Genomic DNA, 21,882 nt, shown 5'->3' with positions numbered 1-21,882 from the left:
AAAGTTGTATCATCATAAAGTCGAATGAAAAATCTCACTGATCCAACGTATGGAGGAGAACATTTATCATGAAGTTTAGATTATTACTGATTTTATTCATTATTCTTTCACTTGCAGCTTGTGCGACCACGCCGACGGGGAGAAGCCAACTTGCTTTTATGCCTGACAGTGAGCTTGATGCTATGGGATTACAGGCATTCACGACGATGAAGAATGAAAAATCAATTAGTCAAAATACGAGGGAAAATCAGTTTGTTCGTTGTGTTGCAAATACTATTACACGCGAGATTGGAGGAGATTGGGAAGTGGTGGTGTTTGAAGACAGCACGTTGAATGCCTTTGCTTTGCCGGGAAACAAAATTGGTGTTCATACCGGATTGGTTGATCTTGTTGATAATCAAGATCAGTTAGCTGCCGTGATCGGTCATGAGATTGGTCATGTGCTGGCGAAACATAGCAATGAACGGATGTCGCAGAAATTAGGTGCGCAAATGGGGATGTCAATCATCGCGGCGGTCGCTGCACCGACTACTCCCATGGGACAAACCGCATTAGGCTTGCTTGGGGTTGGGACACAATATGGTTTAATTATGCCGTTTAGTCGCCTGCATGAAAGTGAAGCCGATGCAATGGGCATTGAATTAATGGCGAAGGCCGGATTTAATCCTGAAGAAAGCATTACATTATGGCAAAAAATGGCACAGGCTAGTCAAGGCGAACAGCCGGCTGAATTCCTATCGACTCATCCGTCTCATGAAACCCGCATTGAAGATTTGCGAGCACTTTTACCTAAGGCGAACAAGATGTTGCAGCAAGCACGTGCAGCCGGTAAAAAACCAAATTGCAAGAAATAAGAACTTATTGCTTAGGCTCTGATTCATGTGCCGGAAAATCCAATTCAACTTTTGCACCATCTGGATCATGACAAAATAATTGCCAGATTTCCAATCCCTTGAGTCGCTGCAATTCATAATCGATATTGTATTGTCTTAAGGTATCAACCATGGCTTGCAGATTGGATGCGGTAAAAGCCATGTGATCTATGACTCCCGCTGCATTGATTGGCATAGATCTGCCTGCCATGATATGCAGTATTGCTCGATCTCCAACATACAGCCATGCCCCTGGAAATGCGAAGGGTGGACGGTAACCTTCTTTAAGTCCCAGGATATTGATATAAAAAGCCTTACTTTTTTCTAAATCACTGCTTAATACAGTGAAATGATTCATGTCCGCTATAGTCAATTTAATCTCCTCCTTTATAAATACATCGCTTATGCAAACTGATGCATAATTATGAATCGCTTCGGGTTTTTCCGAAGACTTTTTAGTTTGAGTCAAGTCACATTAGCCGGCTCATTCAGTTGACAATAATATGTCATTTCAAATTCTGCCGACGGAATATTTCCGATTGGCTCCAGTAACCGGCGATTGTTAAACCAATCTGTCCTTGGTCTGTGATTGTCATAAGAATCTCCGACTCGGCCACAACAAGAGCTTCAATATTGGTCTTAATCAGGTTCTTCATATAGCGAATCGACAGATATTGGCGTCCTCTATCGCTATGATGAATTAATCCCTTGATTTCCCGCCGCGCCCACAGTGCCTGTTCCAATGCATCGAGTACCAGATCGGTATGCAATGACCGGCTGACCTGCCAACCAGCCATATGCCGGACAAGAATATCAATAATAAAAGCTACATAAAAAAACCCTGTTCATGGGCTGACCATATTCACTTGGATCTAATCCTGGTACAACCCCACTCGCTAAACCGCAATCCCCTTTAAAGATCGAGACTTTCTCGATCCCTATGAAAAAGCTGTCTGTCAAAATGTGACAACCCCAATTTCAACTCCAGACTGTAAGCCTCAGAAATAATTAGAGATGTGGATGTGATCATAAAGCTATATTTCTATTGTCAAGGTCTCTTATTTTAAACCGATAGTAATGAATTGAAATTATCAAGGATTCACTTGCTTTCTGATAATTCAATTTTTATCTGAAAAGGGCAAACCTCGCGAAAGTGGGGGACGCAAAGTCTATATCTACAGGGTAAACGCCTCAGGATAGCATGACTGCCAGATAAAACATCGTCAATAGCTCATATGGCTGAAGTGCAATCGCACGAAGGCTTCACGGTGATTTTATAAGCAGTCTTTTCCCCGGGTTCTCCCTGATGTTTAAAGGAATCAACCCATGGAAAGAGATCAACAATCCTTGCAGGCTGCAGTTTTATTATCAACTTTTGCTTTTCAATTAAGTATCCGGAAATTAAATGAAATAAGTTTGAAACAATCGGGTTTCATAAGGCTTTTTAAACAGGGGTTAATATATGCTGTAGCGTTACTCACGATAGTTTTTGGCGCAGCATTGCCGGTTCATGCTTATGAAAATTTATCAGATCCTGCGCTACCTGGAATAACACGTTTTAAAAAGAATTATGATTCGGAAAACTGGGCGAGAGGAAGAATTCTGCTAATGCCACGTGCGGGCTTGCCAGCCAAAACCCTCGCTGATATTGTAAGAACCCATAATGGCAAGGCTAGAAAAATTGGTCAAAGTGACATATATATTGTCAATCTGCCCCAGTACTCAGAGGAAGGAGCGGTAGTACATCTGAAAAACCATCCTCATATCAAGTTTGCAGAGCTAGATCATGCTGTTGTGCCTGCCTTAATTCCAAATGATCCAGTATATGTCAATGAATGGCATTTATCTAAGATTGGCGCATCGACCGCATGGGATATTGCCCAAGGTGCTTCGATAACTATAGCAATCCTGGATTCGGGAATTGATAGTTCACACCCTGATTTGTCAGCAAATATACTAACCGGCTGGAATTTCTATAATAATAACGCTGATACAACAGACGTAACCAGTCATGGTACGAGCGTTGCTGGTGTAGCAGCGGCCATGACTAATAACAATATTGGTGTAGCAGGTGTAGCGGGGCAATCCAAAATTATGCCACTTCGTATTGCTGACAGTAATGGCTATGGCTATTACAGTATGATAGCAGAAGGCTTAATCTATGCCGCTGATCGCGGTGTTCGGGTTGCTAACGTCAGTTATTTGAATGTGCAAAGCAGTTCTTCGGTACAGAATGCAGCACAATATATGAAAAATAAAGGTGGATTAGTAGTAGTAAGCGCTGGAAATACATACAATTATGAAAATTTCGCTACAACAAACACCATGATTCCCGTGTCGGCAACAGATAAAAATGATGTTAAAACAAACTTCTCAAGCTATGGAAATTTTGTTGCTCTATCAGCGCCCGGAGATGGAATTTATACTACTCACTGGGGAGGTAATTATTGGTCAGTCAGTGGTACTTCCTTTTCTAGCCCTATTGTTGCGGGTGCAATCGCTCAAATGATGTCTGCCAACTCTAGATTGAGTAGCACTGAAATTGAAAATTTATTATTTTCCACGGCAATTGACTTAGGCGCAGTCGGTCGTGATTCTTATTATGGCTATGGTCGAGTTAATGCCGCAGCTGCCGTGCAAGCAGCTCAATCGGCCATGCCGGTTCAAGATAGCGAAGCTCCCTCTGTAGCGATTATTGATCCTTTAGGGGGTGCCACTGTCAGCGGATTGGTGCCAGTAGATATTGATGTATCCGATAATGTAAGCGTAACGCGAGCCGAATTGTGGGTTAACAATACCAGTGTTGCGGTAGATACTTCTCTGCCATTTGCATTTACCTGGGATTCGAGCGGTGTACAAAATGGTGCAACTGCTCTTGTTGTTCGCGCGTATGATGCAAGCGGAAATACAGCATCTTCCAGTATCGAAGTGAATGTGGATAATTCTGTTCAGCCTCCAATGGTTGATACCCAAGCGCCTGCAATTCAAATCATTAACCCAGTCGCCGGTAACGTTTCCGGTAATATTACTATCAGTGTCAATGCGTCTGATAATAATGGTGCATCGGGCATTTCATTAGGGATTTATGTTGATGGCGTGCTCAAAACATCCGGTACCGGCGGCACATTAAGTACAAGCTGGAATACTCGCACCAAAGGTGTCAAGGCTGGGGCACATACTATTCAAGCATTAGCACGAGACGCCGCTGGCAACACATCGATTGCGTCTGTCACGGTAAAGGTGGTTAAGTAAGTGGGTGAACGACAGATAATGCAGCTAACACAATCCTTTTATGTTTTTGCAAAGGAGGATTGTGTTATCAATTTAGTGAGTTTTTTTGGACCAAGGAAAACGGAAGCCACCACTCGTATTACTTTCCACTGCGTTATTTTCTTCGTTGGCAGGTGTTGTATTTGAAGATGCGTGACTTACTTGGTCGGCTATTTTTTCTTGACTGGGTGGTGTTGATGTAGTGGCTTTATTCAATAGCTGGTTTAACTGCTGGGCCAGCTGATTCGCTGCTTCAACACTGATAGCCATGCGGCATGACATTCTTGCCCCCACTGTTTCCGGAATTTTTTCACCCGATCGTGCAAGACGATTTACCGCATGAATAGTTTGTGGATCAAGAAAACCGAAGTCCACGATAACAACGCCTTGTCCAATTTGAACAGATGTAAAATTAGAATAGATAGGTTGTCCTGTATGCTCGCCTTGTTGCATACTAACCTTGACTTGCATTGCGTGCTGTTGTGAAGTGCTGCCTTCACTTTCAATCGGTGTAACGTTTCCTTCTACCATGCTTTTCCCTCTTTTATCTTTGCCATTTAATTTCATGAACAATCAAGATAACCGCTTACTCTAATTTCATTATTTAATGCAAACATTCAATCAGGATTACTAGGTTTTTTTATGAAACAGTTGGTTTAATTGCTGCGCTAGACTATTCGCTGCTTCAACACTGATAGCCATCCGGCATGACATTCTTGCTCCCACTGCTTCCGGAACTTTTTCACCTGATCGCGCAAGACGATTTACCGCATGAATAGTTTGTGGATCGAGAAAACCGAAATCCACTATGACCACGCCTTGACCTCCTTGCACTGACGTGAAATTGGAATAAAGTAGCTGGCCGGTATGTTCGCCTTGCTGCATTCTGATATTTATTTGCGTAGCTTGAGACTTGTTAGTTTCTGCATCTGCTTCATTATTATCTGTCATTCATTTCTCCGAATATTTAATTAAATTTCTAAAATTTTTTCCCAAGTTTAATTCCTCGCCCTTGGTGTGCTGAGGTGGTACAAGCCAGCAACTTGCTGTGCGACGCACTGCGAAATGAATTTAGCCTCAAATCGCATTAAAGAAGATAGTTCTTATAATCCTTTTCTGCGATCTTAAGGCTAAAAATAACAGCAGAGAATATTCTCTAACTACTTTTGTAAACGGCATTACTCTCTTATTACTTCCCTTCCCTGTATAGACTGGGAAGGGAAGTATAACGGCAAGATTTATGCAGCTAAATTAATTGCTTTACAGCAAAGTAGTATAGCTGTTGATTAAAACATCAGCAGGAGGATTGTAACCCACTACATCTACAGCGGTGAAATCTACTTCAGCCCATTTTCCGGCAGCGCCCCCCATCTGAGTTGATTTGAAGGCTTCTCCCGCATCTACTTTATTATTGTTGTTTCGATCCCAATACACATCGTATGCTGCCTGCTTGCCTGTCGCCATAAATTGTGAGAAGTACCAGCCATCAGCGTCAGTATATGCATCCCCTACCACACTTCCTTTTGATTTGATAATAAGATGTTGTCCCGCCAACGCTATTTCATCAAGATCAGAAGTGCTGGAATCATCCGCCTGAAATAAACCGCCAAGCCCTTTGATATTCTTGAAGATATTATCATTGAAGATTGAGTCTGCACTGCCTGTCACTTGCGAGCCATTGATTAATGCCGAGAAATTAAATTCCGTTTTTTCAAGGATATTTGGCTGTGTACCTGCAAGATTTGGATTGTCAAGCGCATCCTCTCCATCAGCGATATTACCGCCTTCACCTTTAATCCAACCCGTTTGTTTTTCCAAACCGAAATCCAGGTGCATGTTAAGGTACAGGAAGCCTGTATCCGTGAATGTCGCATCAAACGTGTATTCATTAATGCCGTCCCCATCTTTGTCGGTGATAGCTACTTCACTTAATTTATAGTTATCAACTTCTCTGATGGGTTCAATACACACCTGGCCGTCATGCGTAACCAAATCCGTTTGATCATAAATGTGTATCGGTACGGCACCTTGCGCCACAAATTGCTCTGGTATTTCAAAGGAGTAGGATCTTGTTTCTCCCGCAGTACCGTGGTCGAACATATTGTAGTAATACTGACCTGGATTGGAATCTGATAACTTGAAGTTGCCAGCACCATTTTTAAAGTCCGGTGTGAAAATGAGATTAAAGTTTTCACCAAAATCGCACAATGAAGAATTAGTTACCATCGCCGGCATGGTACCGAAGTAGTGGGCCAAATCAGAATCGCTAACTGGGGTTCCGCTATATTCTCCATTCGCGGTTGCCTCATTGACATGCTGGCCGGGAGCCCAGCTTGCACCGGTATAAATGAATTCATACGTATCTGTTCCACCTTCAAGACCATCTCCTACTGCTAGTGAACCAACATTGATGGTCTTATCTGTGGTATCGATATTGAATTTATCATCCGTCAGGGTTACGTTAGACAGTGCGACATTTCCAGTATTGACCACAACGAACTTGAATTGCGGGTTAATACCACTGGTGCTGACTAAGGTCGGACCTGTTGGCGAATCGGCATCATGCCAAGTCACGCCATTATCCACCGATACATATTTCTCGACATCAATACTCGGGTTGGCGCCGAAGTAATTGGCGTCATCGGTATCATTAACGGACTGGCCGGCGTAAGTAGTTGCCGCGGTACCGGTGTTGGTTTGTTGCCCTGCTGCCCAAGTGCCTGGTATGTTGTCGTAGACAATACTTGCACCGGCAGCAAGTGTTGCATTAGTTGCATTGATGTCGCCTAGCTTGTCGTCGGTGACATTAATATCGGTCAGTGCGACATTACCGGTATTAGTCACTTCATATCTGAATTTGACTTCACTACCGCTGACGAGGAATGGCCCGGTTGGAGAATCGGCATCTTCCCAGCTATCGCCATCCCAGACATATTTTTCGATGTCAATACTCGGGTTGGCGCCGAAGTAATTGGCGTCATCGGTATCATTAACGGACTGGCCGGCGTAAGTAGTTGCCGCGGTACCGGTGTTGGTTTGTTGCCCTGCTGCCCAAGTGCCTGGTATGTCGTCGTAGACAATACTTGCACCGGCAGCAAGTGTTGCATTAGTTGCATTGATGTCGCCTAGCTTGTCGTCGGTGACATTAATATCGGTCAGTGCGACATTACCGGTATTAGTCACTTCATATCTGAATTTGACTTCACTACCGCTGACGAGGAATGGCCCGGTTGGAGAATCGGCATCTTCCCAGCTATCGCCATCCCAGACATATTTTTCGATGTCAATACTCGGGTTGGCGCCGAAGTAATTGGCGTCATCGGTATCATTAACGGACTGGCCGGCGTAAGTAGTTGCCGCGGTACCGGTGTTGGTTTGTTGCCCTGCTGCCCAAGTGCCTGGTATGTCGTCGTAGACAATACTTGCACCGGCAGCAAGTGTTGCATTAGTTGCATTGATGTCGCCTAGCTTGTCGTCGGTGACATTAATATCGGTCAGTGCGACATTACCGGTATTAGTCACTTCATATCTGAATTTGACTTCACTACCGCTGACGAGGAATGGCCCGGTTGGAGAATCGGCATCTTCCCAGCTATCGCCATCCCAGACATATTTTTCGATGTCAATACTCGGGTTGGCGCCGAAGTAATTGGCGTCATCGGTATCATTAACGGACTGGCCGGCGTAAGTAGTTGCCGCGGTACCGGTGTTGGTTTGTTGCCCTGCTGCCCAAGTGCCTGGTATGTTGTCGTAGACAATACTTGCACCGGCAGCAAGTGTTGCATTAGTTGCATTGATGTCGCCTAGCTTGTCGTCGGTGACATTAATATCGGTCAGTGCGACATTACCGGTATTAGTCACTTCATATCTGAATTTGACTTCACTACCGCTGACGAGGAATGGCCCGGTTGGAGAATCGGCATCTTCCCAGCTATCGCCATCCCAGACATATTTTTCGATGTCAATACTCGGGTTGGCGCCGAAGTAATTGGCGTCATCGGTATCATTAACGGACTGGCCGGCGTAAGTAGTTGCCGCGGTACCGGTGTTGGTTTGTTGCCCTGCTGCCCAAGTGCCTGGTATGTCGTCGTAGACAATACTTGCACCGGCAGCAAGTGTTGCATTAGTTGCATTGATGTCGCCTAGCTTGTCGTCGGTGACATTAATATCGGTCAGTGCGACATTACCGGTATTAGTCACTTCATATCTGAATTTGACTTCACTACCGCTGACGAGGAATGGCCCGGTTGGAGAATCGGCATCTTCCCAGCTATCGCCATCCCAGACATATTTTTCGATGTCAATACTCGGGTTGGCGCCGAAGTAATTGGCGTCATCGGTATCATTAACGGACTGGCCGGCGTAAGTAGTTGCCGCGGTACCGGTGTTGGTTTGTTGCCCTGCTGCCCAAGTGCCTGGTATGTCGTCGTAGACAATACTTGCACCGGCAGCAAGTGTTGCATTAGTTGCATTGATGTCGCCTAGCTTGTCGTCGGTGACATTAATATCGGTCAGTGCGACATTACCGGTATTAGTCACTTCATATCTGAATTTGACTTCACTACCGCTGACGAGGAATGGCCCGGTTGGAGAATCGGCATCTTCCCAGCTATCGCCATCCCAGACATATTTTTCGATGTCGATGCTAGGGCTAGCGCCGAAGTAATTGGCGTCATCGGTATCTTCGACAGATTGCCCATTGGCGAGATAGGTTATCTTGCCCGTATTTGTATGCTGCCCCATTTGCCAGGTTGTGCCATTGAGGGAAAACGTATAACTTTGGCCTGCTGCGATTGATGGTATGGTGATACCATCTTTTGCCAGGGTTGCATCATTCAAATCAAAATCGGAATCGCTTAGCTCAACGTTTGTTGCTGTCGCTGCGCCAGAGTTTGATACTACGAATTTGAATTCGACACCATTGCCGTCATTGAGAAGGAGTGGTCCGGTTGGATTATCAGCATCCCGCCAGCCAGTGCCAGCACCTTCGTCTCCGGTGAAATTCGGGTCAAAAACGTATTTCTCAATGTTTAGATCTCCAGCGGCAGGGCCTCCCAGCTTATTGCCGAATGCTGGCAGATTGTAAGTAACACCTGCCGTGTTAAGCTGTACATTAATGGTGAAATCGGAAACTGTCGCGTTTTCACCTGTTACGCCTGTGGCGTATGTTCCATCTATCGGACCGGTTTGTACATAAGTGGTTGGGACAACTTCGCGTACATGGAAGGTTGAATTTGCTCCAAGGCCTGCCGCCAGATCAGTGAAAACATAATTGCCATTGGCGTCGGTAAATACCCAGCGCTCTCCTTCACCTGGATCCCACTGGTTATTAGTATTGCTATCGGTCCAATCAAGTGTCTTATCTTGGTTTTGATCAAGATAAATCTGAACGGGCGTTGTGAAACCATTGGATATACTCCATGCTTGATCAATACCCGCATCGAAATCGCCGTCGCCGTTGGCATCAAAGAATTTGGAACCGGTCAAATCGCTTGCAGCGATCGGACCACTTACGCCAACCGACCATTCTTCGAAGCCGTCGCTTGATCCCCATATTTTGTTACCGGCTACATCGGTTGGCTCAAAGCCAAATGCGGAATATACATAAACATATTGTTGAGAATTAAAGGCAGAGTCCGGAATAAACACGGATATATCGCCGACACCACTACCTGGTTGCAGATTATAGTTCATTTGCACTAAGTTTCCGGCATCGCCCGCATCCATATTGTAGCGAAGACTGCCTTGTCCGGTGATATTTCCTACATCAGTAAAGGTGCCAGTGGTAGTTGGACTACCCGTAAAGTTAGCAAGTTGATTGCTATTTGATTGATAGATCTGCAAGGCATCAAGTGATAGGTACTGGTTTCCTTGCTGGCTTACCTCATTAATATCAAGCCGAAGCTCGCGATAGGCATCGAATGATAGCGTTGCAGGATTGTAAATATAAACAATTGGAATATCTGTAAGAGGTAATGCTTTATTAAATTGACTATTATAATCACCAGTCTCGTTAAATTGAGGATTGCTTGCGTTGGGTAACCATGCAGCGCTCGAATTGTATCCTTGTTCATTCCCATTGTTTTGTATCCGCACAAATGGATCGATTACACCAGTTCCCGCTCCAAATTCCACATTATTAAAAAAGGTGCCACCAATTTGGCCGGCACCATCTAAATTAGTTAAATCTACGATCTGTTTGGCCATTTTTAATTATCCTCAAGAAATTTATAAGGTTACAAAAACTATTCGTGTGTATACCAATAGTTGATTACTTGCAAAATTGAAGTCAAAATTTATCAAATATCGTTATGCCCAGGATTTCATTCGAGTTAAATAAAATAAATCAACTGAATATTTTGCTTAATAAATGTATACTGCTATTTGTAATCTATCATTCAATACATCACTTAATGTAAGAAGAATCTCTCATTCTCATAATTTTTATGCCTAAAAAGGCAGGATACTTCTCCTAGTAGGTTTGTGGGTTTATCCTGACTTGAGCGCCTTGAATCTTACGTTTCTGTGGGATTAATTAAGATGCTGCTTAGTCGAGAACATGTGGAACAGGGTGGGTGAAGGCTTTCTTGGATTATGTCAATTGAGAGGATAGTGAAAATCTGCCGGAGGTTAATAAACTTAGTATGCAGTAATTATTATTCCTGCTTTACTTGTGCCTGTTTACAAAATTCCAAAGTTGTAGTTTATTAGCGACTTCAAGTTTTTCGTAGATCGACGTAAGGTGGTTGCGAAGTGTGCTCTCGCGTATGTTGAGTTTATTGGCAATAACTTTAGCAGGTAACGTAGCATTTTCAATCATAGTCATTGTAAAAAATATTGTTTTCTCTTTTGGAGTAAGCTTTTCGAGCTTATTTTCGTTCCTGATGTCATTTTTTTCAAAATTTTTATAAGACATTTTGCTGATAAGTTTTTTTAAATAAGCCTGATCTAGCCATAACTGGCCTTCATGCACTTTTTTAATTGCTTTCAAGATTGTATTTAACGTTACATCCTTTTCGAGAATCCCATTGGCGCCAGCTAAGATGGCTTTATCATAGATTGTAGAATCCTCTATCCATTTTAAAATAAGAATCTTTGCATTCCTCATTGCAATGAGTTGCAATGCAGCTTGTGATTCTTTTTCTGAGTAAAGATCGATATCAAGCAGGATGATATCGGGTGACAAATTTTCAAGGGTCGGGATTGCGTTTAAGCAACAATTAAAGCTTCCAATGACTTTCATCAACGGTTGCTGCTTGTTGATGAGTATTTCCAAGCCATAATTTGCAATACTGATTTGTTCTATCAACAGCACCTTGATTGGTAGCTCATTATTATTCATTTATTTCACTATACTATTTTCAGTTTAATTTTTGTATGACTCAAGCAAGCATTGAGGAGCCGGGATAGTATTGCCGACCGCAGTCAATGAAGCCAGCATGCTTTTACCGGTTTTCAACTTCTACCAGCGCAGGCGTTTTTCGCTAGGTAACCCAGCCACGCTTTCCCCCATATGGCGCCCTCCAATCAGCGCATCAAAATAACAACCATCGCATGCCCATAACATAGACCACGGAAATCTTCCGGTCAACGTTGCTGAATCAATGCTGGTGCGCACGCTTCTTCTGTTCCTTATCGTTTTTGCCAATTTGGCACATTCGTTTCCTTCTTTTTCATCTCGACTCCCTTATCCTGTTGATCTTTTTTAGTGGAGCAAAGTAACCTGAAACTGATTCGGGCATAAATCGAAATGATCCAAAAATTTATTTGGTTATATCTATAAATCAGTAATCCTCTTATAGCTTTATTCTTGCAGATATAAAGCGATTTTGTTCATCTATTTCACGTTTGATTGACTGCTGATTCAAATAGAATCAGCAAACTCATTTAAGAAAGAATTTCTTTTTCCGTAAATCATAACCTGCGAACTAGCAGAAGGTTCGTGTTTTTCATATATAAAATGGAGTGAGATTTATGTTGCAAGAGCGACCTACAGGTTCAACGGTTAGCCACTTTATTAACGAATTTTTGACCTTCCGTTTAGGAAATGAAGAATATGGAATAGAAATCCTCAAGGTGCAAGAGATTCGCGGCTATGATGCGATTACTAAAATTGCCAATGCGCCTGAGTTCATCAAAGGTGTAGTCAATTTGCGCGGAATCGTTGTACCGATTATCGATATGCGGATTAAATTCGAATTGAGCGATGTAACGTATGATCAATTTACCGTGGTAATTATATTAAACGTATCCGGACGTGTCGTAGGGGTCGTAGTGGACGGTGTATCAGATGTGATTACGCTAGATGACGAGCAGATGCGACCTACGCCGGGGCTGGGCTCGGTAATTGATACTGAGTACATTATGGGACTCGGTGCTGTCGGTGAACGCATGCTGATATTGCTAGATATTGAGAAATTGATGAATAGTGACGGTATGGGATTATTAGATTCAAGCATCAATTAATAAATGTGGAAGTTTGTGAAATAAGACTGAGATAGAGGAGATTTTATGCTTAATAACATGACGATTAAATCAAGATTGGTGTTTGTCATTGGTATGCTGTCGGTTTTGCTGATAGGTGTTGGCAGCTTGGGGATATATGGTTTAAATCAAACTAATGATTCTTTTAAAGGTGTTTATGAAGATCGCGCAGTTCCGCTCGGAGATTTAGCTTTAGTCTTAGATCGCATGCAACGCACAAGGCTGAATGCAGCTATGTCTGCTTATGGAAGGAGTCCCGAAATTGTAAAAGAACGACAAGTTATGACGAATCAGCGAGATGCTGAGATAGCCGATATTTGGAAAAAATATATGGCTACCAATCTAACACCTGAAGAAGCAATGCTTGCAGAAAATTTTAATCAGCAGTGGAAAATATATACAGAATCACGTAATTATACAATGGCCCTAGCTAGCGCAGGAGATTATGACGCTGCAATTAACAATTTGACAACTGATGCAGGTGCTAAATTTGATGTGACCCATGGGACCATGTTGAATTTACTGGAATTACAGCGTAATGTAGCAGCTAAGGAGTATGCGGAAGCACAAAGCAGCTATAACAGTATTTTTATGACTGCTTCTATAGTAATTACCTTGGGTGTAATATTGGCTGTCATTATCGGCTTCTTACTCATAAGAGCGATTTTAGGTCCATTGAATGAAGCCATTGCGGTTGCTGATGCAGTGGCATCAGGCGATTTGACAAGCCGCATTGAGGTTAACTCAACGAATGAAACCGGCCACTTGCTTCAAGCGCTTAAAACTATGAATGAGAACCTGATTGATCTGGTGAGTAGAGTGCGTGCAGGAACCGATCAGATTGCAACGGCTTCTGGTGAGATTGCCTCGGGCAACTCTGACTTGAGTCAACGTACTGAAGAGCAGGCATCCAGTCTGGAGGAAACAGCATCCTCGATGGAAGAATTGACATCCACTGTGAAGCAAAATGCCGATAATGCGCGCCAAGCGAATCAACTGGCGGCAGGGGCATCAGAAGTTGCGGTAAAAGGCGGAGCTGTAGTTGGCCAGGTAGTGCAAACCATGAGCGCTATTAATGAAAGCTCCAAGAAAATTGTTGACATTATCAGTGTTATTGATGGTATTGCATTCCAGACCAACATTCTGGCGTTGAATGCTGCGGTAGAAGCGGCACGCGCGGGTGAACAGGGGCGGGGTTTTGCGGTAGTCGCGACGGAAGTACGTACCTTGGCGCAACGCTCAGCCGCGGCGGCAAAAGAAATCAAGGAATTGATCAGTGATTCAGTAGCCAAAGTGGAAGATGGCACACGATTGGTGGATGAAGCGGGTGCGACGATGGATGAGATTGTAACTTCGGTTAAGAGAGTAACCGATATCATGAGTGAGATTTCTGCAGCTTCAAATGAACAAAGTTCAGGGATTGAGCAAGTCAATCAGGCAGTAACGCAGATGGATGAAGTTACCCAGCAAAATGCGGCACTGGTTGAAGAAGCTGCAGCAGCGGCGGAATCAATGAATGATCAGGCACAAGCTCTGACCCAGGCAGTCAGTGTTTTCAAAGTATCTGGCGGGGCTGGCCATGTGCAGGGTGTGCCAATTAAGAGAAGTAATCGTACTGCATCAATCGCCAAGCTGCCGAATCGAGGCCCTGCGAAGAAGGCAGTGGTGAAATCCCGCGAGGATTCCGTATCAACTCAGCCACGCAAAGTGGCGTCCGGTGGTGGGGATGATTGGGAAGAGTTTTAGTGTAAAGCTAATCGGACTAATATAAATCCAGTCAGTACGACTGAGTAGTCCTACTAAAGGAATCTGGCTATGGCACCACTCAATTACTGAGTGGTGTTTTTTTGTTCAATCTGAGAATACAAAATTGTGTTCTCTCTTAAATCAAAATCTTGCTTGGCAATATACCAATCAATGTATTTTGAATTTGTGAGCGGGATTTAACCATATCACTACTGAAGTGTGGCAAAAATCACAGTCATAGTTTGGATATAAGGGTAAATTTCCTCTCTGTTTTCATCTTCAAAATACTCAGTAGGTATTACACTTAAAATCAGTTATCGCAATGTTGAAATCGGAATGTAAAAATGTATCAATACCTATACTGAGGAAGATGTTTTACATTTGAACGTTAATTGCGATGGATGATTTTATGACGAGGCCCTTTAATCCCTATTGCTTGCAATAGGGATTTTTTTTACCCGATTTAGTCATTTACCAAGACAGGCGTTATCGCAAGCTGTTGACCAATCGTATTGGCTGCTAGCCTGGCAATGGTTGAATCTGGATAAGGACCCACATGTATTTTGTATAACCCCTTATTCTTGGTGATACTCACTGTATCTTTAAGTGCCGGAAGTCTCTTATGTATTTGGGAAAGAAAATTCTGTGCATTATCTGATGAACCGAATGCAGCCAGCTGCAAATAGACCATGTTCATTTCTGCATTACTGTCGGCGACAGGCAGCGAGAGAGATGATGGGGAAGCTGTCAGCACATTCTGTGCATCGTTCGGTATGATGCTCTCAACCTCAACCTGCCCGCTACCGCCCGCTAATATTCCCAGTTTATATGCAGCAGTATAAGAAAGATCGATAATACGGTCAGAAAGAAATGGGCCGCGATCATTCAAACGTACAATCACTGACTTGCCATTCTCCAGATTGGTAACGCGAGCATAGCTAGGCAACGGCAAAGTGGGGTGAGCTGCCGTCATTGCATACATGTCATAAACTTCCCCCACGGCTGTATTATTACCATGATAGCGACGTCCATACCATGAAGCAATTCCGCGTTTCCTATAAGGTTCCAGATTAGTCATGGGTTTAAAATGTTTCCCTAATGCGACATAAGGTTGCATATTGGCTGCACGTAATGGTTCAGCTTTAGGTACAGCATCCGGAACGAGATGCAGATTGGGAGGTGGATTATCTTCCGGACCATCGTCCAAATAGTATCCACCTCCCCGTTTGGTAATTCCAGCCGCACTAATACCAGATAACGTGGTTGCTGTTGTTTTTTTCTGTCCGTGCGCATTGCTACTGCTATATTGTGGTGTGTTGCTGCACGCAGTCAATAATCCAAAAATTAATACAAATGCCCATCCAAAAATTGATCGGGATAGTACAGAAAAATATTTATACACCTTAAGAAGTGGAGAATCAAAGTTTGTCATGTTTTTACTAGTTTAGGATGTGTCTGAATACTCATCAAGATACCAAAGCCAAGCAGCATCGTAACCATGGATGTACCTCCATAACTCATCAGTGGAAGTGGCACCCCTACAATCGGAAGAATACCGCTTACCATTCCCATATTAACAAATATATACGTGCAAAAAGTTAATGTAATCGATCCTGAGATCAAACGTGTAAACTGGGTTGACGCATTTGCCGTAATTGCTATACACCGCCCGATTACTAGCAGATACAGTAATAATAATACAGTATTTCCTATTAGCCCAAATTCTTCTGAAAAAACAGCAAAAATAAAGTCGGTACTTTGTTCTGGTAGAAAATCCAATTGAGTTTGCGTACCATTTTGCCATCCTTTGCCCACGACTCCACCGGAACCGATTGCAATGGAAGATTGAATGGTATGATAGCCGGCGCCCAAAGGATCTTGTGTTGGGTCAAGCAATGTCATGATGCGTTGTCGTTGATAATCGTGCATTACCGACCAAAGTACCGGCAAGCTTGCGGCCGCAGCTGTCCCTAATCCGATAATAATGCGCCAAGACAATCCGGCTAGAAACAGAACATAAAAGCCGCTGGCAGCAATTAACAAGGCGGTTCCCAGATCAGGTTGCCGCAAGATTAGTAGAACAGGCAATAATAATAATATTGTTGCGCCTAAATAATCTCTCAAACGTAAAGTAATTTCATGCTTATCAAAATACCAGGCCATCATCAACGGTAGTGCGATTTTCATCAGTTCAGATGGTTGGATTCGAGTAACACCGAGGCTAAGCCAACGCCTGGCGCCATTGTTTATTTCCCCGAAAAATGCAACGCCGATAAGTAAAATCAACCCCAACATATACATCGGTAATGCCAGACGCATTATTTGTTGCAAGGGAATATTTGCGACCAGCCACATAATTACCAGCGCTATCAATATATTGATCACTTGATTGCTGACTCTGGTTATATTTCCCCCGGTAGCGCTATACAACACAATCAAACCTATCACCATCAGTATGAGGATTCCGGTCAACAGAAAGTTATCTATATAGCGTGTCAGGTAGTACCAAATTTTTCTGATTTCAATCATGCATTAGGTATACTGGCCGATAATCAATAGTATATTAATTGATACTTCTTACAGATGATCATGCACATGATTTTTGATTGGATCAGTCAGATGTGCAAGATCTGTTTCAGGTAATTTACCTAATAAAAAATAATCAAATACTTGTCTTGCAATAGGTGCTGCTGTTGAGCCGCCGGTGCCCGTATTTTCGACTAAAATTGCCAAAGCGATCATGGGGTTTTCTGCTGGCGCATAGGCGATAAACATTGCATGGTCACGGTGACGTTCATTGATTAGCTTTTCATTGTAGCGTTCCCCCTGTTTAATACCGACAACTTGTGATGTGCCGGTCTTGCCGGCAAAAGTATAGTCCGCATTAGCGCCTGCTTTTGCAGCTGTTCCTCCAGGGCGGGTCACATCGACAAGCGCACTTTTAACAACTTCAAGATTTTGAGGCTTAAGATTTAAACTATAAAGCAGTTTTGCAGGGATATCCTCAATTTCGCCAGTTTGACTGTTCTGAATTTGTTTAACCAAGTGGGGTAAATAGGCCTTGCCATTATTTGCGATGATCATCGTAGCGAAGGCGAGCTGAAGGGGCGTGGTCAAATTGTATCCTTGCCCAATGGAAACTGAAATAGTATCTCCAGCATACCATTTTTGTTTATGTTGTCTCATTTTCCAAGCAGAAGAAGGCAATAACCCAGACACTTCTCCTTCAATGTCAATACCTGTTTTCCTGCCTAATCCAAATTGACTGATAAAATTGTGAATATTGTCTATTCCGAGATCGTTGGCTAGACTGTAATAATAGGTATCGCAAGAAACCACTAAAGATTTGTGCAAATCGACTCTGCCATGTCCACCTGGTTTCCAGTCCCGGTAGCGTCGACTAACGCCAGGCAAGGAAAAATATCCGGGGTCACTCATACTATATTCGGCCGTGCGTTTTCCCAGTTCAAGTGCGGCAAGTGCCATAAAGGGCTTAAAGGTTGATCCTGGAGGATATACACCTCGCAGTGCTCGATTATTGAGAGGGCGATCAATTGAGTTGTTAAGTAAATTCCAGTTTTCCTGATCTATGCCGCCGATAAATAGATTATTGTCATAACCCGGTTTGCTGACGAAAGCAAGCACTTCTCCATTATTAGGATCCAAAGCCACCAGTGCACCACGGCGATCACCAAATGCCATTTCAGCAACTTCCTGCAGGCCAAGATCTAACGTAAGGATTAAATTATTGCCGGGCGTGGGGGGTGTTCGTGACAAAACTCGAATAGAGCGACCCGCTGCGTCTGTTTCTACTTCTTCAAATCCTGTGATGCCATGCAGTTGTTTCTCGTAACTCTGCTCAATACCAATTTTGCCAATGTGATGAGAGCCGCGATAATTATGAAGCTCGCCATTACTTTCCAGTTGCTCGAGATCATGGTCATTGATACGACTGATATAACCAACAACATGTGAAACCATCTCCTTTTCGGGATATTGACGGTATACTTGGGCCCTGATTTCGATACCAGGGAAACGGTAGCGATTGGCTGCAAAAGTTGCAATCTCAACCTCTGTTAAACGATGCCTGATAGGTAGGCTTTTGAATCGCTTGCTTTCTTTTAACAATTTTTTGAACCGCTGACGATCAGTCGATGTGATTTCAATGATTGCTGCCAATTCATTCAGTGTGGTTTCAAGATCCTGAATTTTACTGGGTACAACTTCCAACGTATATGCTGAATAATTTTGTGCCAATATCCTTCCATTTCGATCAGAAATCAACCCACGATAGGGCACCAGTGGTGCAATGGAGATACGATTCGCTTCTGCCAGCGTATGGTAGTGTTCCTGCTGAACAACCTGTAAAAAATAGAAGCGTGCATAAAGCAACAGGAAAAGAACAAGAACAAAACCTGCACTAATAGTAAGGCGCATACGAAATTTGTGCAGCTCAACGGAATGATTTCTTAGTTCTACGTGTTGTTTCATAACGCATTTGAGTCTGGTTTTGGTTTTAATAGCAGGGTCATCAGGAAGGAGGCTGGTGCCCAGAGCAAGGTACCTGTGACAGTAGCAAGAAAATATCCCCAGCCAGGTAGTGCTGATCCGTTCGATAATGCTATCAGAATGATGACTATTTGCATTATGAGCAAGAAAAAGCCAATTTGAGGTGCTTGCTTTAGCAAGCTGAATAATCGTAAACGCCGGCCGAAAATTAGCGTCAGATAAAAAATGACGCAATAGGCCAAAGCATGTTGCCCCAATATCCCGGCATTGCCAACATCTACCATTAATCCCATACCAAATGCCATACTCATGCCCAATTTATAGGGATGATTGACATTCCAGTAGGTTATTGCAAGTGCTACGAAATCAGGTCGCGAGATTAAAAGATCACCTTGCAATGGCAGAAAATTGAGTATGAGCCCGATTATCAGGCTTGTGGCAATAAACCAATTACCGGCAGGCACATACATATCCTGCTTCAAGTAGTTTTCTTTTATTGAATTATTTTCTTTAATTCGTTCCGGATCCAATTGTTGACATCTCATGGGAATCATTAGATTCTGTCTGCGCTAAAGACAAAACTAAAACTTGCCGGTTCCGATCCACGCCAGCGATCGGAGTACTGGTAACAAGCGCAAAATCACCCATCGGGTCCTGTTCAATCTTGAGCACAGTTGCAACAGGAATTCCTGGAGGATACACTCCTCCAATTCCTGAGGTAACTAATAAATCATCCTGTTGAATATCTGCATTTACCGACAAATAACGCAATTCCAGTTCATTATTTTTGCCCGTTCCGGATATGACTGATCGCAGACCATTGCGAACAACTTGAATTGGAACAGCGTGATCTTTATCTGTCAAGAGTGTTACTTCGGACGACAACGGATATAACCGGGTAATTTGTCCGATGATACCTTTATCATCAATCACTGCCTGGCCCAACTCAATATCATGATAACTACCTTTATTCAAGGTGATTTTATGATTAAACGGATCACGCGGAGTATATTGAATTTCTGCTAATACTACTTTCGTTTTGGTAGTGGTTTCGATTTCCTGTACTGCGCCTAACAATCGGCGTAAGTGTATATTCTCAGCTTCCAGTGCGTCCAGTCTTAGCAACTGTTCACGGCGTTCCAGATAAAGCTGTCTCAATTTGATATTCTCTTCGAGTAAATTGAAACTGGTAATAAATTTTTCAACTTGATCATAGATATCCGCAGGCGTATAAGCGATTCTTTGTAACGGAAATATAATCACGCCAATGGCCTGACGCAGCTGAGGAAAATATTTGAAATGCGTATCTTCTGCGATCAGCAAGCAGGATAGCATCGCAAATATTAACAATCGTGCAAGCGGACCCGGACCATGCCTGAAAAACTGTGGCGCTGTTTGCATTACGTTCCGTCTTCAAGAGAAAGACTTAATTTTGTACTAGAAAGAAAATAAAAGTAAGTAATAACTAGAAGACACGAATTAGTCGCGAGCAAAAATGCCTATGGATCGATCCATATTTTCCAACGCGATTCCGGCTCCCCGTACTACGCAGGTCAGCGGATCATCGGCAACAATGACCGATAAACCGGTTTCTTCCATTAATAATCGATCAACATCACGCAGCAGAGCTCCGCCACCGGTCATAACCATGCCTTTATCGGCAATATCCGCACCCAACTCCGGTGGGGTATGTTCCAAGGCCGATTTAACTGCACTGACAATGCTATTAATTGGCTCAGTCAGCGCCTCCAGAATTTCATTACTGGAAATGGTGAAGCTACGCGGTATTCCTTCCGCAAGATTGCGGCCCTTTACTTCAATTTCCCGTACTTCGGAGCCGGGAAACGCTGAACCGATTTCTTTTTTAATGATTTCCGCAGTAACTTCACCGATCAGCATGCCATAATTGCGGCGAATATAATTGATAATGGCTTCATCAAATTTATCTCCTCCAACGCGTACAGAATTGGAATAAACGATACCGCCCAGAGAAATAACGCCTACTTCTGTAGTGCCGCCGCCGATGTCAACCACCATCGAACCCGTCGGAGATTCCACTGGAAGATCAGCCCCCAATGCTGCCGCCATCGGTTCCTCGATCAACTCAACCTTGCGTGCACCAGCACCATAAGCTGCTTCACGAATGGCCCGGCGCTCCACCTGCGTGGAACCATAGGGTACACAAATTACAATGCGTGGGTTAGCAGAAAATAGGCGCGGCGGATTCACTTTGCGGATAAACATTTTGAGCATTTGCTCCGTCACGGTAAAATCTGCAATCACACCATCTTTCATAGGACGGATTGCGGTGATGTTGCCCGGTGTACGCCCTAGCATTTGCTTGGCAGCGAGACCTACCTGCTGGATCATCTTTTTGCCGTTTGCTCCACTTTCTTCGCGAATAGCCACTACTGAGGGTTCATCCAGCACAATACCTTGGCCATGGACATATATCAGCGTATTGGCTGTGCCCAAATCAATCGCCATGTCTGTTGAGAAATAGCTTCCAAGAATACTGTTGTTCAAGAAATTAAACATAGTGGCAATATCCAATATTAGTAATTATCATGAGAGCGAATAATAAATAAAACCATCAAAAAAATAATACGCCAGTCAAACTGCGGCATGATACCCTAATACTTCTTTGAATATAAGGTTACCTATTTAAAATGACTTTATCTGCTAGTGATGTAAAACGGATAGCTGATCTTGCCTATATTGAGATTAACGATAACGAGGCTAAAGAGGCGTTGGGTCAGCTATCGGGTATTTTTGGTCTGATAGAGACCATGCAAACAGTGGATACTTCAACAGTTGAACCCATGTCTCATGCGCAAAGTGTCTTGCAACGTCTCCGTGATGATGAAGTCACTGAAACTGATCAGCACGAATTATATCAATCGATCGCACCACAAGTCGAAGCTGATCTCTATCTGGTTCCACAAGTCATTGAATAGGCACGTAGCGGGATGAATTCAGAGAATTTTATAGAACTATAAGA

The 21,882-nt window shown here is 43.3% G+C and carries 17 protein-coding genes, 1 pseudogene and 1 riboswitch; of the genes and pseudogenes, 5 read left to right on the top strand and 13 right to left on the bottom strand.

Annotation, left to right across the window (positions count from 1 at the left end):
- Positions 1-68: 68 nt before the first annotated feature.
- Complete coding sequence (locus tag CPG39_RS09330) at positions 69-854, top strand: M48 family metallopeptidase (protein WP_096293037.1); 786 nt, start codon at positions 69-71, stop codon at positions 852-854.
- A 4-nt stretch (positions 855-858) separates the two neighbouring features.
- Here CPG39_RS09330 and CPG39_RS09325 read toward each other — a convergent pair whose 3' ends face one another.
- Positions 859-1,245: a VOC family protein gene (locus CPG39_RS09325; protein WP_096294297.1), complete on the bottom strand. Its 387-nt coding sequence runs from the start codon at positions 1,243-1,245 to the stop codon at positions 859-861.
- A gap of 92 nt (positions 1,246-1,337) precedes the next feature.
- Positions 1,338-1,714: pseudogene (locus tag CPG39_RS09320) on the bottom strand (DDE-type integrase/transposase/recombinase); the annotation flags it as partial.
- Positions 1,715-1,999: 285 nt separating this feature from the next.
- A riboswitch (cyclic di-GMP riboswitch) is annotated at positions 2,000-2,085 on the top strand.
- A 113-nt stretch (positions 2,086-2,198) separates the two neighbouring features.
- Between CPG39_RS09320 and CPG39_RS09315 the strand changes: the two are divergent.
- Complete coding sequence (locus CPG39_RS09315) at positions 2,199-4,124, top strand: S8 family serine peptidase (protein WP_096293035.1); 1,926 nt, start codon at positions 2,199-2,201, stop codon at positions 4,122-4,124.
- Positions 4,125-4,196: 72 nt separating this feature from the next.
- Here the strand turns inward: CPG39_RS09315 and CPG39_RS09310 are convergent, their stop codons facing one another.
- From CPG39_RS09310 to CPG39_RS14515, 5 genes are all read right to left on the bottom strand, one after another.
- Complete coding sequence (locus CPG39_RS09310) at positions 4,197-4,673, bottom strand: hypothetical protein (protein ID WP_145956230.1); 477 nt, start codon at positions 4,671-4,673, stop codon at positions 4,197-4,199.
- Between the two features lie 99 nt (positions 4,674-4,772).
- The gene (locus CPG39_RS09305) at positions 4,773-5,093 is read right to left on the bottom strand and encodes a hypothetical protein (RefSeq protein ID WP_096293033.1); all 321 of its coding nucleotides are present in this window, start codon (positions 5,091-5,093) and stop codon (positions 4,773-4,775) included.
- A 309-nt stretch (positions 5,094-5,402) separates the two neighbouring features.
- The gene (locus CPG39_RS09300) at positions 5,403-10,349 is read right to left on the bottom strand and encodes a DUF7507 domain-containing protein (RefSeq protein ID WP_096293032.1); all 4,947 of its coding nucleotides are present in this window, start codon (positions 10,347-10,349) and stop codon (positions 5,403-5,405) included.
- Positions 10,350-10,809: 460 nt separating this feature from the next.
- Positions 10,810-11,484: a LuxR C-terminal-related transcriptional regulator gene (locus CPG39_RS09295; protein ID WP_096293031.1), complete on the bottom strand. Its 675-nt coding sequence runs from the start codon at positions 11,482-11,484 to the stop codon at positions 10,810-10,812.
- Positions 11,485-11,604: 120 nt separating this feature from the next.
- Positions 11,605-11,760, bottom strand: coding sequence for a hypothetical protein (locus CPG39_RS14515; protein ID WP_172424103.1), 156 nt, complete (start codon positions 11,758-11,760; stop codon positions 11,605-11,607).
- 356 nt (positions 11,761-12,116) lie between these two features.
- Here CPG39_RS14515 and CPG39_RS09290 point away from each other — a divergent pair, with 356 nt between their 5' ends.
- Positions 12,117-12,608 (top strand): chemotaxis protein CheW, encoded by a 492-nt coding sequence (locus CPG39_RS09290; RefSeq protein ID WP_096293030.1) that lies wholly within the window; start codon positions 12,117-12,119, stop codon positions 12,606-12,608.
- A 45-nt stretch (positions 12,609-12,653) separates the two neighbouring features.
- The gene (locus CPG39_RS09285; RefSeq protein ID WP_096293029.1) at positions 12,654-14,372 is read left to right on the top strand and encodes a methyl-accepting chemotaxis protein; all 1,719 of its coding nucleotides are present in this window, start codon (positions 12,654-12,656) and stop codon (positions 14,370-14,372) included.
- 463 nt (positions 14,373-14,835) lie between these two features.
- Here the strand turns inward: CPG39_RS09285 and CPG39_RS09280 are convergent, their stop codons facing one another.
- From CPG39_RS09280 to CPG39_RS09255, 6 genes are all read right to left on the bottom strand, one after another.
- Positions 14,836-15,804 carry a septal ring lytic transglycosylase RlpA family protein gene (locus CPG39_RS09280; protein ID WP_096293028.1) on the bottom strand — a complete coding sequence of 323 codons (969 nt, stop codon included), beginning with the start codon at positions 15,802-15,804 and terminating at the stop codon, positions 14,836-14,838.
- Positions 15,801-16,901: a rod shape-determining protein RodA gene (rodA, locus tag CPG39_RS09275; RefSeq protein WP_096293027.1), complete on the bottom strand. Its 1,101-nt coding sequence runs from the start codon at positions 16,899-16,901 to the stop codon at positions 15,801-15,803. The genes CPG39_RS09280 and rodA overlap by 4 nt, the downstream gene beginning before the upstream one ends.
- 48 nt (positions 16,902-16,949) lie before the next feature.
- Entirely contained in the window at positions 16,950-18,863 is a 1,914-nt protein-coding gene (gene mrdA / locus CPG39_RS09270; RefSeq protein ID WP_096293026.1) for a penicillin-binding protein 2, read from the bottom strand.
- Positions 18,860-19,426, bottom strand: a complete 567-nt coding sequence (mreD, locus tag CPG39_RS09265) for a rod shape-determining protein MreD (protein WP_231990268.1) — start codon at positions 19,424-19,426, stop codon at positions 18,860-18,862. The genes mrdA and mreD overlap by 4 nt, the downstream gene beginning before the upstream one ends.
- On the bottom strand, positions 19,392-20,282 hold the full coding sequence (gene mreC / locus CPG39_RS09260; RefSeq protein WP_096293024.1) for a rod shape-determining protein MreC: 891 nt from the start codon (positions 20,280-20,282) through the stop codon (positions 19,392-19,394). The genes mreD and mreC overlap by 35 nt, the downstream gene beginning before the upstream one ends.
- A 78-nt stretch (positions 20,283-20,360) precedes the next feature.
- Positions 20,361-21,419: a rod shape-determining protein gene (locus CPG39_RS09255; protein WP_013646303.1), complete on the bottom strand. Its 1,059-nt coding sequence runs from the start codon at positions 21,417-21,419 to the stop codon at positions 20,361-20,363.
- A 131-nt stretch (positions 21,420-21,550) separates the two neighbouring features.
- On the opposite strand from CPG39_RS09255, the gene gatC reads away from it, so the two are divergent.
- Positions 21,551-21,838, top strand: coding sequence for an Asp-tRNA(Asn)/Glu-tRNA(Gln) amidotransferase subunit GatC (gene gatC / locus CPG39_RS09250; RefSeq protein WP_013646304.1), 288 nt, complete (start codon positions 21,551-21,553; stop codon positions 21,836-21,838).
- Positions 21,839-21,882 lie beyond the last annotated feature (44 nt).

This window comes from Nitrosomonas ureae (genome assembly GCF_900206265.1).
Lineage (GTDB): Bacteria > Pseudomonadota > Gammaproteobacteria > Burkholderiales > Nitrosomonadaceae > Nitrosomonas > Nitrosomonas ureae_C.
The sequence above is the reverse complement of the archived record's forward strand: the minus strand, read 5'-3'. Positions and strand labels throughout refer to the sequence as shown.